At 71.8% G+C, this 11564-nt stretch carries 10 protein-coding genes and 1 pseudogene; all 11 read right to left on the bottom strand.

Going from position 1 to position 11564, the window contains the following annotated elements; genetic code table 11:
- Positions 1 to 6 precede the first annotated feature (6 nt).
- Positions 7 to 780: a type II secretion system protein XpsN gene (gene xpsN, locus ACHWVH_RS04285; protein WP_026143492.1), complete on the bottom strand. Its 774-nt coding sequence runs from the start codon at positions 778 to 780 to the stop codon at positions 7 to 9.
- A 178-nt stretch (positions 781 to 958) separates the two neighbouring features.
- A pseudogene (gene gspM / locus ACHWVH_RS04280) lies at positions 959 to 1597 on the bottom strand (type II secretion system protein GspM); the annotation flags it as partial.
- The gene (locus ACHWVH_RS04275; RefSeq protein ID WP_267108107.1) at positions 1578 to 2702 is read right to left on the bottom strand and encodes a PilN domain-containing protein; all 1125 of its coding nucleotides are present in this window, start codon (positions 2700 to 2702) and stop codon (positions 1578 to 1580) included. The gene ACHWVH_RS04275 and the pseudogene gspM, both read right to left, overlap by 20 nt.
- Positions 2699 to 3556, bottom strand: coding sequence for a general secretion pathway protein GspK (locus tag ACHWVH_RS04270; RefSeq protein ID WP_017908494.1), 858 nt, complete (start codon positions 3554 to 3556; stop codon positions 2699 to 2701). The genes ACHWVH_RS04275 and ACHWVH_RS04270 overlap by 4 nt, the downstream gene beginning before the upstream one ends.
- Positions 3553 to 4206 carry a type II secretion system protein J gene (locus ACHWVH_RS04265; RefSeq protein WP_394686722.1) on the bottom strand — a complete coding sequence of 218 codons (654 nt, stop codon included), beginning with the start codon at positions 4204 to 4206 and terminating at the stop codon, positions 3553 to 3555. The genes ACHWVH_RS04270 and ACHWVH_RS04265 overlap by 4 nt, the downstream gene beginning before the upstream one ends.
- Entirely contained in the window at positions 4203 to 4619 is a 417-nt protein-coding gene (locus tag ACHWVH_RS04260; protein WP_017908496.1) for a prepilin-type N-terminal cleavage/methylation domain-containing protein, read from the bottom strand. The genes ACHWVH_RS04265 and ACHWVH_RS04260 overlap by 4 nt, the downstream gene beginning before the upstream one ends.
- Positions 4616 to 5065, bottom strand: coding sequence for a GspH/FimT family pseudopilin (locus tag ACHWVH_RS04255; RefSeq protein ID WP_043082891.1), 450 nt, complete (start codon positions 5063 to 5065; stop codon positions 4616 to 4618). The genes ACHWVH_RS04260 and ACHWVH_RS04255 overlap by 4 nt, the downstream gene beginning before the upstream one ends.
- A 78-nt stretch (positions 5066 to 5143) precedes the next feature.
- The gene (gene gspG / locus ACHWVH_RS04250) at positions 5144 to 5581 is read right to left on the bottom strand and encodes a type II secretion system major pseudopilin GspG (protein WP_026143220.1); all 438 of its coding nucleotides are present in this window, start codon (positions 5579 to 5581) and stop codon (positions 5144 to 5146) included.
- A 675-nt stretch (positions 5582 to 6256) separates the two neighbouring features.
- Entirely contained in the window at positions 6257 to 7471 is a 1215-nt protein-coding gene (locus tag ACHWVH_RS04245) for a type II secretion system F family protein (RefSeq protein WP_394686721.1), read from the bottom strand.
- A gap of 133 nt (positions 7472 to 7604) precedes the next feature.
- Complete coding sequence (gene gspE / locus ACHWVH_RS04240; protein ID WP_043093251.1) at positions 7605 to 9335, bottom strand: type II secretion system ATPase GspE; 1731 nt, start codon at positions 9333 to 9335, stop codon at positions 7605 to 7607.
- 281 nt (positions 9336 to 9616) lie between these two features.
- A complete protein-coding gene (locus ACHWVH_RS04235; RefSeq protein ID WP_320739636.1) occupies positions 9617 to 11512 on the bottom strand; it encodes a S8 family peptidase in 1896 nt (631 codons plus the stop codon).
- Between the last annotated feature and the right edge of the window lie 52 nt (positions 11513 to 11564).

Here is an 11564-nt window from a genome sequence, read left to right as displayed (position 1 = left end):
CACTCTTCAAGGGTTCTGACCTGAGGGGTTGTTCTGGCGCTGTTGCTGCAATTGCCGACGGCGCGCTTCGATCCGCTCGCGGATGGCCTGCAACTGCTCCGACGACGGAGCCGGCGACGACGGCTGAGGGGCGCTCGGGGTCGGTGCCTGGTTCGGCACCGGGTTGGGGGTGGACTGGTTCGGCGGGCGCGGCGCGTTGGCGTTGGACTGGCCATTGGGCGCGGACGCCGGCGGCGGCATCTGCCCCTGCGCGGCACGCCCGGCCTGGCCGAGCACGGTCGGCGGCTGCCCACCCTTGCCGTCGAACACCTTCAATTCCAGGGTCTGGGTGCCGCCGCTGCCGCTGACCGTGGCCTGGCGCGGCGCCAGCGACAGCAGCCGCCAGCCCTGCACGGCGTCGCCGCCTTCCTTCAGGCGCAGCGATTCGCCCTGCTCGGTGGTCAGCGTCGCCATCTTGAAGCGGTCGGTGAGCAGCACCCCGGTCAGGCGCACGTTCGGCGCGGCGGCCTGGCCGTTGTCGGCGCTGAGGAAGAACGGATGCGGACGGCGATCCTCGGCGAACACCGGGCGCGCGGCGATCTCGCCGTACTGCGAGAAATCGCCCAGGCGCTGTGTGGTGGCCGCGGGCAAGCCTGGCAGCCGCTGCAGCATCGACGGATCGTCGGGCAGCGGCGCCACGCGTTCGCCGAGCCCGCCCAGGCCCAACGCCCAGATCAGCAGCCCCCACAGCGCCAGCGTGCCCAGCCACACGGTACGCAGGCCCATCGCTTCAATTCGCATGACGGCCCTCCACCTGTTGCGGCAGGTCCGCCGGCGCGGCATTCGCGGCGCCGGGCGCACCCGGAGGGTTGGTCGCGCTGGGGGTGGCCGGCGGCGGCGACGGCACGGCGGCCGGCTCGGTCGGGCCAGCGCCGGCGGAACCGCCGGCGTTCATCACCGGCGTGGCTGCGGCGGGGGCCGCTGCTGCCGACGGGTCCGGTGTGGTGGACGCCGCCGGCGGCGCCGGCATCGCGTTCGGACGCAGGTAGCCGGCCAGTTCGAAGGCCACGTCCAGGCCGTTGCCGCTCTCGCCCGGCGAGAGCTGGTAGCGCTGCGCCATCACGTTGAGATTGTCGATGAACAGCGCCGGCGTGCCGCTTTCCAGCGCATGCAGTACCGCCGCCAGCTCCGGCGTGCCGCAGCGCAGGCGCACCTGCACCGCCACGCGGGTGAAGCGGTCGCTGCGGTTGTCGGCGGCCAGCGGCGAGCGGTTGCTGATCGCGCAGCTGCGGTTGCCGGGGCTGGCCGTGGCCACCGCGCTTTCCAGGCGCTGCACCAGACCGGCCGAGGCCAGTTCGGCCGAAGTCTCGCGCAGGAAGCCCGGGCGCGTGGTCAGTTCGCGCTGCGCCTGCTGCAGCCGTTGCGCCACCTGCGGCGCCTGCTGCAACTGCATGCGCACGCGCAGTTCGCGCTGCTGCAGTTCCTGGATCTGCGCATCGACCTCGCGCATCGGCACGGTCCACCACGGATGCACCAGCACCAGGTAGCCCAGCGCCAGCGCCGCCAGCAGCAGCCCCAGCGCCAGCCAGCGGTCGCGCTTATCGACCTGCACCGGCATCGGCGGCCTCCTTGCGCTTGGTCCCGGCCAGCTCGGCGGTGAGGGTGAAGCGGTCGCGGTGGCTGCCCGGGTCGGCCTGCAGCACGCCGGTCAGCGACGGCGTGCGCCACAGCGGCGAACCTTCCAGCCGCCCGACCAGCGACGAGGCTTCGCTGCTGAGGCCGATCAACTGCAACTGGTTGCCCTCGATCGAGAACTTCTCCAGATAGGTGCCCTCCGGCAGGCGCTTGCTCAATTCGTTCCAGACCTCCACCGAGGCCGGGCGCTCGGCGCGCAACTGGTCGAAGAACGCAGCGCCTTCGACCAGATCGACCAGCTGCTGGCGCTGCGCGGCGACCGCGCGCGCGCGCTGCGCGCCGCTGTCCACCTGGGTGCGCAGGTGCTCCAGCGCATCGCGGCGGTTGTCCAGCAGTTGCCAGCCGGCCGCGCACAGCGCCAGCAGCGCGGTGGCGGCAAGGATCGCGTTCCAGCGCCGCATCGGGTCGGCGCGGCGGTGGCGCTGTTCCTGCGGCAGCAGATTCACTCCCAGCGGCGCGCCATCGCTGCCGGCGACGTCGATGCCGGCCAGGGTCGGGCGCAGCGCGCCGGCGCTGGCCTGCAGGTCGTCCAGCACGCGGCGCGGGGCCACCACCAGTTCGGCGTCGAGCTGGGCGTCGTCGCGGCGACCGTCGGCGCGCACGTCGTAGATCACCTGGTCGGCCTGGAACGGGGTCTGCCGGTCGATCTCGAACTTCACCACCTCGCGCAGGTGTTCGGCGGCCGCCGCCGGCAGGCGCAACCGGCGTTGCAGCGCGGCCTCGGCCGGCAACAGCCACACCCGCGGCAGCGCCGCCAGGCGCGGCCCCAGCAGCGCCTCCAGTTCGTCGGGCAGCAGCGGCCACGGCAGCGCCAGCGGCGCGCCCAGTTCGGACTCGACCTGCCGCGCCAGCATCAGTTGCTCGCCCTCGCGCCACAGCAGCAGCCGCGCCTGCGACCAGCCCAGCTGCAGTTGCCAGCGCGGCGGCAGCCACGCCATCAGCGAGCGCTGCCACCAGGCCAGCAGCCCGCCCGCACCGGGGGCGATGCGTACGCCAAGTTTGTCCATCGTGTCGCGCCACGCCGTCATCGCACCGTCGTTCCTTCTTCCCAACGCAACACAGTGTAGGCGGAGCCCGGCAGCGCCGACGAGCCTGGGCGCACCACCGCGCGCAACACGCCCTCGCGGCCATTGCCCAGCCGCGCCCGGCTTTCGATGCTGTAGGTGCCGCCACCGCCCATGCCGACCATGCCGAGCTGGGTCTGGTCGGTGCGTTCGCGCTGCGCCAGCACCTGCTGCGCGTCCAGGCCGAGCGCGGTCAGCACCGGCCCCGGCGCGAAGTCCGGCGTCGGCCGCGACACCCCACCGTACAGAGTCAGGTTGGGCAGCAGCTTGGCGTACAGCTCCGGGTCCATGCCCAGCACCAGCTGCAGCTCGGCCAGGCTTTCGAACGGCGCATCCTTGGCGCCGTAGGGCAAACCGGCGGCGGCATAGTCCGGATCCTCGGCGCCGTTGGGCTGGGTCAGGTTGTCGGGATCGCGCCAGTCCACGATCGCCGCGGCGATGCGCTCGGCGCGCTGCGGATCCTCGCCGACCGCGCGCACCAGCGCCGCCAGCAGTTGCGCATCGGCCATGTTCAGATCGACCTTGCCGCTCTCGTCGGTGACCCGCAGGTCGACGGTTGCGCCCTCGTACTGCCAGCGGTAGCGCCGGCCGTCGGCACGCCAGCCCGGCTGCGTAGGGGTGCCGGCGAGCCGGGTCAGCGCGTATTCCAGGCCGGCGCGGGCGCGCTCCTGCGCCTCGGCGCCGTCGCCGAGCACCTTGCCCTGCAGGTTCTCGGTGCGCGCGGTCAGCGCGAACGCGCCGATCAGCGCGGTCAGCAGCGCGATCAGCCACAGCACCAGCACCAGCGCCGCGCCGCGGTGGCGATGCGTCGCGCTCATTGCCGCATCTCCGCGCCGCCGGCCTGGCGCAGCGCCACCACCAGCGGCGGCCACGCCATGCCGTCGCCGCTGCGCAACTCGATCGAGACCAGCAGAGGCAGCGTGTCGGTGCGCTCCCAGCGCTCCTGCCAGGGGCCGATGGTGCCGCGCTCCGGGTCCAGGCCGCGGTAGCGGAAGCGCACCTCGCGCAGGTCGCGCGCCAGCGGCTCGGGCGGGCGCGGCGGGGTCTCGGCGAGTTGCTTGCCGGCCTGCACCTGCACCAGCGCGATCGCCAGTTGCCGATGGTCGCCCTCGCCGCTGACCCGCAGGTCGTGCAGGTAGGGGCCGCCGCGGCCGAGGTACTCGGGCAGATCGGCCACGAACTGCATGCGCTGCGGTTCGCCGACAAAACGCACCGGCTGCAGGGTGTGTGTGTCGATATCCAGCGGCAGCGATTGCGCGCCGCTCAGGCGCCGGCGCAGGAAGCCCTCGACCGCGCGCATGCGTTCGCTGCGTCCGGCGATCGCCTCGCCGCGGCCGCTGATCGCCATCGCCGAGCGCAGCGTGGCGAAGGCCAGGGTCAGGCCGCCGACCAGCAGCACCGTGGCTAGCAGCACTTCGATCAGGGTGAAGCCGCGCGCGGCGGCGCGCGGCGGCGCGCGCGTGGTCATTGCGGCACCCCGTTGCCTTGCGGGGCGACCAGGCGCAGGGTCTTCCACTGCAGCGCCTGCGCCGGCGCATCGCCCCAGCGCACTTGCAGGGTCAATTGCAGCAAGGTCGGCGCGCCGGGCGTCACCGCGGCATCGGGCGGCCGCCGCGGGTCGGCGTAGGGCGCCACGTCCAGGGTCCAGCGGTAGCGACCCTGATCCAGCGTGCCCTGGCTGCGCCCCGGCTGCAGCGGCTGCTCCACGCCCTGCGCCGCCAGCAGCGACTGCGCGTACAGGGTGGCGCGGCTCAACTGGTCGGCACGCTGCACCTGGCGTGCGGCGCCGGACAGCGAGCCCAGCAGCAGGGTCAGCGCCAGCGCCAGCAGCGCGAACGCCACGATCACCTCGATCAGGGTGTAGCCGCGCTGGCGGTTCATGGGCCCGCCTGGTCCGGTGCGCGCCCGACCGTGACCTCGCCGGTCAGCCAGGTCACGTCGACGCGCCAGCGCGCCTGGCGCGCCTGCAGGTCGATGCGCCCGCCGGTGGAGGCGCCGTCCTCGAAGAACTGGATCGCGCCCTCGCCGTCGCGGCGCTGCGCCTGACGCGCACCGGTGAAGCGGATCGTCAGCGACGGCGGGATCTCGCCGTGGCGGCCGTTGGGCGCCTGCCAGCGATGCGCCTGCGGATCGATCAGGAAGCGCTGCGGCTGGCCGCTGGCGATCGCCTGGGCGCGGGTGTAACGCAGTTGCGAGGCGATCTCCTTGGCCGCCGAGCGCAGGCGCATGCCGTCGATGCCGCCGGTCAGTACCGAGGCCGCCAGCAGCGCGGCGATCGCGATCAGGCCCACCACCAGCAGCATCTCCAGCAGCGACACGCCGCGCATGCGCGCACGCGCAGCCGGCGCGCACGCCGGCACGCCGAAGCGCAGCGCGCCGGCAGGGGCCCGGATCACGGCGTCGGATCACTCGTACTTGATGTCGGCGTCGTAACTGCTGCCGCCGGGCTGGCCGTCCTTGCCCAGGCTGATCAGGTCGAACGGCCGGCCTTCGCCGGGCACCTTGTATTCGATCGGGTGGCCCCAGGGGTCGTTCAGTTCGGCCGGCTTGGCGTACGGACCGAGCCAGCCGCTGACGCCGCCCGGCGCGGTGACCAGGTCGTCGAGCTTGGACGGCAGCTTGCCGGTGTCGAGCTGGTAGTTGTCGACCTTGCCGGCCAGGGTCTGGATCTGCGACTTGGCCAGGTTGGCCTTGCCGCGGTCGGCGCCGCCGAGCACGCGGCTGCCGACCAGGGTCAGCACCGCGCCGATCAGCACGATGACGATGATGATTTCCAGCAGGCTCATGCCCGCCTGGCGTGCGGCGGACGGGGAACGGGTCAGGGAGCGGCGAAGAGTGCGCATTGCATCGGATCCTTGCGGTGGAAGACCTATGTAGCCGAACACAGTGACGATGGCAGCCGGCGGCGGCCGGCGGTACAGCGGCGCGTCACGCACGCCGTCACGCCGGGCGGTGGAGGATCCGCGCCGCGCGCACGCACGGCCGCGGCCGGCGCGCGCGGCGCCGCTGGCAATGGGACAGGGGCGGCGGCGGAAGGTTCCCGACCGGGACCGCGCGGCGTCACATTCCGCGGCAGTCGCCCGAGGCCCGGACGGGGCCGGGCGTTCGGCGCCACATGCGCCATGGCGCCCCGCGCGGACGCAGCAGGCAAGGCCGCTGCCGTCCATGGCGTCGCATTACCGGCTCCGGAGAGACCGGCCCGGCCATCCATGGCCGGGCGTTCGGCCATGCGCGAACCTGCGGTTCGCAAGCGCATGGCCTCCTTCGATTCATTGATCCGCTGCGCCAGACGCACGCGCTGCCATCCGTGGCGCAGCACTACGAGCGCCGGAACCACCGGCCCGACCATCCCTGGCCGGGCGTTCGGCGCCACATGCGCCATGGCGCACCGCGCGGACACGCCAGGCAAGGCCGCTGCCGTCCATGGCGTCGCATTGCCGGCTCCGGAGAGACCGGCCCGGCCATCCATGGCCGGGCGTTCGGCCATGCGCGAACCTGAGGTTCGCAAGCGCATGGCCTCACCCAATCGCATTGGTGAGGTCGTAGAGGGGGACGAGGACGGAAATGATCACCAGGCCGACCACCGAGGCCAGGACCAGGGTGATCGCCGGCACCATCGCCGCCAGCAGGCGGTCGATGGCCTGCGCGGTCTCCTGCTCGAAGGTGTCGGCGGTCTTCAGCAGCATGATGTCGAGCGCGCCCGATTCCTCGCCGACCTGGATCATCTGCAGCGCCAGGCGCGGGAAGCGCTTGCCCTTGGACAGCGATGCCGACAGGCCGTGGCCGTTCTTGACGTCGTCGGCGGCGGCGCCGACGTCGGCGGTCAGCGCCAGGTTCGACAGCACGTTGCGGGAGATGCCCAGCGCCGCCAGCAGCGGCACGCCGTTGCGCAGCAGGGTGCCGAGGGTACGGGTCAGGCGCGCGGTCTCCAGCCGCGAAATCAGCACGCCGACGAAACGCTGGCGCAGCAGCCAGGCGTCGAAGCTGGCACGGAACGCGGGGTCGCGGCGCTTGCGATCCACCGCCAGCACGGTTACCCCGGGCACCACCAGCAGCACGATCCACCAGTCGCGCACGAACAGGCCCACGCTCAGCACCGCCTGGGTGAACCACGGCAGGGCCACGTCCAGGCTCTCGTACATCTGTGCGAACTGCGGCACCACGTAGCCGAGCAGGAACAGCAGCGCGCAGCCGACCACGCTGACCAGGATCGCCGGATAGATCAGCGCGTTGATCACCCGCCCGCGCAGTTCGCGGCTGCGCTCCAGGTACTCGGCCAGGCGCTGCAGGGTGTCGTGCAGGCTGCCGCCGGCCTCGCCGGCGCGCACCATGTTGATGTACAGGCGCGAGAACAGCCCGTGCTGGCGCTCCAGCGCGGCGGACAGCGGCGCGCCGCCGCGCACCGCGTCGCGGATGTCGCCGACGGTGCGCTTGGAACGTTCGTCCTCGGGCAGCTCGAGCAGGATCGACAGCGCGCGATCCAGCGGCTGGCCGGCGCCGAGCAGGGTCGCCAGCTGCTGGGTGAACTGCACCAGCGCCGCGCCGTCGAACGGCTTGGGCCGGAACAACCCGCGCAGCGAGGTGCCGCCGCCTTCGGCGGCGAGCCGGGCCTGCATCGGCATATGCCCCTGCTCCTGCAGGCGCAGCGCCACCTCCGCCTCGCTGGCGGCTTCCATCTGCCCTTCCAGGACCTCGCCATGCGAGTCCAGGGCCTTGTAGCGGTACAGAGGCATCAGGGCTGGGAGTGGGGAATGGGGAATCGGGAATGGTAGAGCGCATCGCGCGCGGCCCCTGAGTTCCCGAACGCGGAACGCCGACGCATGGCGCAGCGACACGTCGTCACCACCGGAGCGCACGCCGCGCGCATCAGGTTTCCTCCGTCACGCGCAGCACTTCCTCGATCGTGGTCTGGCCGCTGAGCGCCTTGGCCAGGCCGTCCTCGTACATGGTGCGCATGCCGGCCTCGCGCGCCAGTTGCTCGATCTCGCCCATGCCGGCGTGGCGCATCACCGCACGGCGCAGCACGTCGTTCATCACCAGGAATTCCATGATGGTGGTGCGGCCGACGTAGCCGGTCGGCGCGATCGCCGAGGGCCGCGGACGGTACAGGAAGATCTCGCCTTCCGGCTGCAGCCGGCGCAGTTCGAACTTCTCGATCTCCTCCGGCGAGGCCGCATAGCGCTCGGCATGGGTCGGCTCCAGCCGCCGCACCAGGCGCTGGGCGAGGATGCCGTTGATGGTGGAGGTCAGCAGGTAGTCCTCCACACCCATGTCGAGCAGGCGGGTGATGCCGCCGGCGGCGTTGTTGGTGTGCAGGGTCGACAGCACCAGGTGGCCGGTCAGCGCGGACTGGATGGCGATGCGCGCCGTCTCCAGGTCGCGCATTTCGCCGATCATGATGATGTCCGGATCCTGGCGCACGATGCTGCGCAGCGCATGCGAGAAGTCCAGACCGATCTGCGGCTTGGCCTGGATCTGGTTGATGCCCTCGATCTGGTACTCGACCGGATCCTCGACGGTAATGATCTTGACGTCGGCGGTGTTGAGCTGGCTCAGCGCGGTGTACAGCGTGGTGGTCTTGCCCGAGCCGGTGGGGCCGGTGACCAGCAGGATGCCGTGCGGCTGCTCCAGCACCTTGCGGAACTGCGGCAGGAACGCGTCGGTGAAGCCGAGCCGGTGGAAGTCGAACACCACGGTCTCGCGGTCGAGCAGGCGCATCACCACGCTCTCGCCGTGCGCGGTGGGCACGGTGCTCACGCGCAGGTCCAGTTCCTTGCCCTGCACCCGCAGCATGATGCGGCCGTCCTGCGGCAGGCGGCGCTCGGCGATGTTGAGCTTGGCCATGATCTTGACGCGGCTGATCACCGCCGCGGTCAGGTTGGCCGGCGGGCTCTCGCCGTCGATCAGCACGCCGTCGACGCGGTAGCGCACCTTCAGCCGGCTCTCGAACGGTTCGATGTGGATGTCCGAGGCGCGCAGTTCCACCGCGCGCTGGATCACCAGGTTGACCAGGCGGATCACCGGCGCCTCGGACGCCAGGTCGCGCAGGTGCTCGATGTCGTCGGCGGCGACGCTGTCGCCGTCGGCGGTTTCCACGATCGCGCCCATCGCGCTGCGGCCCTGGCCGAACCAGCGCTCGATCAGGTCGTCGATCTCCGAGCGCAGGCCGACCCGCGGCAGCACCTGCAGGCCGGTGGCCAGGCGCACTGCGTCGGCGGCATAGGCGTCGTGCGGATCGGCCGTCCACAGTTCCAGCACGCCGTCGCGCTCGCCGAGCGGACACACATGGAACTGCTTGAGGAAGCGCAGCGATAGTGGCTGCGCCTCGGGCAGGCTCTCCGGCGCGGTGGCCGGCAGCTGCTTGGCGTCGAGCAGGGGCAGGCCCAGGACTTCGGCGCTGAGCTCGGCATGGTCGCGCTCGGAGACCAGGCCCAGGCGCGCCAGCAGCGCCAGCAGGCTGCCGCCGGACTCGCGCTGCAATTGCCGCGCGCGCGCCAGGTCGCCGTCCTTGAGCCGGCCCTTGGCCAGCAACGCCGCGATGATGCGGGTTTCGGGCGTCTCCACGGCGACGGCAGTGTCCTTCACGAGCGCATTCACGCGATCCCTCCCAGATGACCGTGCGACTTTAGCAGTTCGGCATGACCCGACGCCGAATCCGGCGCACTCCCCCGCCGCTGTCTACCGGGCGGCCAACGGACCGGCACCGACAGGCCCGCCACGGTCATCGGCCTGACATCCTGGCAGGACATGCTGGGCAGTTGCGTTGCGCGCTGCCGCGGTCGCGGAGTGGGCCGACACGGCGCTGCCCGCAGATGCAGGAAACCCGGCCGGAGCCGGGTTTCCTGGAACCGCATGGCGCTTCCCTGCGCCGCGTACGCTTACTGGCGCGCGACCAGGCTGACGCCGTTGTAGGTGCTCTCGCCGACCAGCTTGATGTAGTAGGTGCCGGCCTGCGGCGCGGTGAAGCGCACCGTCTCGTTGTTGCCCGGACGGGTCGACTTGGCGTCGGCGTTGCCGGTGCCCGGCTCCTTGCCGAAGCTCACATACAGCGACACATTGCCGCTGCCGCCGTAGGTGAGGAAGCTCAGCACCGCACCGGCCTTGGCCTCGAAGCTGTACAGCGCCTCGTTGCCCGCGGCACCGGCCAGGCCCGCCACCGCCACCTTGTTGGTCAGCGCGGTCGCCGGCGGCGCGCACTGCTCGGTGGCCGGATCGCACGGCTCTTCCAGCGCCTTGGCCAGGGCGGCCTTGGCGTCGACGATGCCGGTGCCGATCGGGGTGCTGGACGGGATCGACACCGGGAACGGACGCGCGGTCTGCTTGAGCAGCGTCTCCAGCGCCGCCGGGGTCAGCGGCGCCTTGCCCGCGGCGATCAGCGCGCTCTGCACCAGCGCGGCCACCGCGGCCACGTGCGGCGAGGCCATCGAGGTGCCGCCCAGGCCCATGTAGGTGTAGTTGCCGGAGGTCGGCGTGGTCGCGCCGCTGTAGCCGTTCTGCCAGATGTAGCCGCCCGGGTTGCCGTCGACGCTGCCGCCGCCGCCCGGACCGGACAGGTCCACCTTGGCGCCGAAGTTGGAGTAGTAGGTGATGCCGCCGGTGATGCGGGTGGCGCCGACCGCGATCACGTTGTCGCAGCTGGCCGGGCTGAAGTTGGCGGCATTGGCGGTGTTGTTGCCGGCGGCCACCACCACCGTGGTGCCGCGCGACACCGCGCCGTTGATCGCGTCCTGGGTGGCGCTGTCGCAGGCACCGCCGCCGCCCAGGCTCATGTTGATGACCTCGGCCGGGTTCTGGTTGGCCGGCACGCCGGACACGGTGCCGCCCGAGGCCCAGACGATGGCGTCGGCGATGTCGGAGGTGTAGCCGCCGCACTTGCCGAGCACGCGCACCGGCAGCACGGTGGCGTTGGGCGCCACGCCGGCCATGCCGATGCCGTTGTTGGTCGCTTCGGCGACGGTGCCGGCGACATGGCTGCCGTGCCAGGAGCTGTCCTCGGCCACCGAACCGGCGTAGCACTCGTTGTCGTTCTCGACCCAGTCGCCGTAGTCCAGCGCGCCCGGCACGCGGGCGTCGGTCGGACGCCGCGAGACTTCCTTGTCGGAGATGAAGTCGTAGCCCTGCAGCAGGTTCACCGCCACGTCCGGGTGGTTCGGCAGGATGCCGGTATCGAGCACCGCGACGACGACACCGTCGCCCTTGGATACGTCCCACGCGGCCGGCAGGTTGATGCCGCCGGTGGCGTTGCTGTAGTGCCACTGATACTGCGCGTACAGCGGATCGTTGGGCACCAACTGCGGCTGCACCTGCGTCTTGGCCCGCAGCACCTCGACCGGGCGCAGCTTGGCGTCGACCTGCGCGTACTTCACCGCCGGGTCGGCGGCGATCTCGGCCACCACCTTGTCCAGGTCGGCCTTGCTCAGCTTGCCGGTCAGGCGAATCAGGTCCGCACCGATGCCGAGGGTGCGCACGTACTCGGCGCGCACGCTGGCCGCGGCCGCGCGCGAGATGCCGTTGCCGCCGCCGAGGCTGGCGCGGCCCACCGCCGACTGCACCGCCGACAGCTTGGCGCTGCGATCGCTGGCCGCGGCGCTACCGGCGTTGTAGCGCACCAGGATGCGGTTGGAGGTCACCGCATCGGCCGGCGCGGACCTGCCCGGTTCCTTGACCGGCAGCGGCGCCGAGGCGCTGGCCGCGATCGCGCTCGAGGCTCCCAGCGACATCGCCAGCATGGCGGCGGCGATGGCATTGATACGAAGGTTTTGCTTGTCGATCACGTTGACGTCCTCTTCAAAGTTTCGTGGATCAGGCGACAGTTGCGGCCGTAAA

Origin of the sequence: uncultured Xanthomonas sp., assembly GCF_964278005.1 — a bacterium.
In the GTDB taxonomy this organism is placed as follows: domain Bacteria; phylum Pseudomonadota; class Gammaproteobacteria; order Xanthomonadales; family Xanthomonadaceae; genus Xanthomonas_A; species Xanthomonas_A sontii.
Note: the sequence above shows the minus strand (reverse complement) of the source record. Positions and strands in the feature narration are given on the sequence as shown.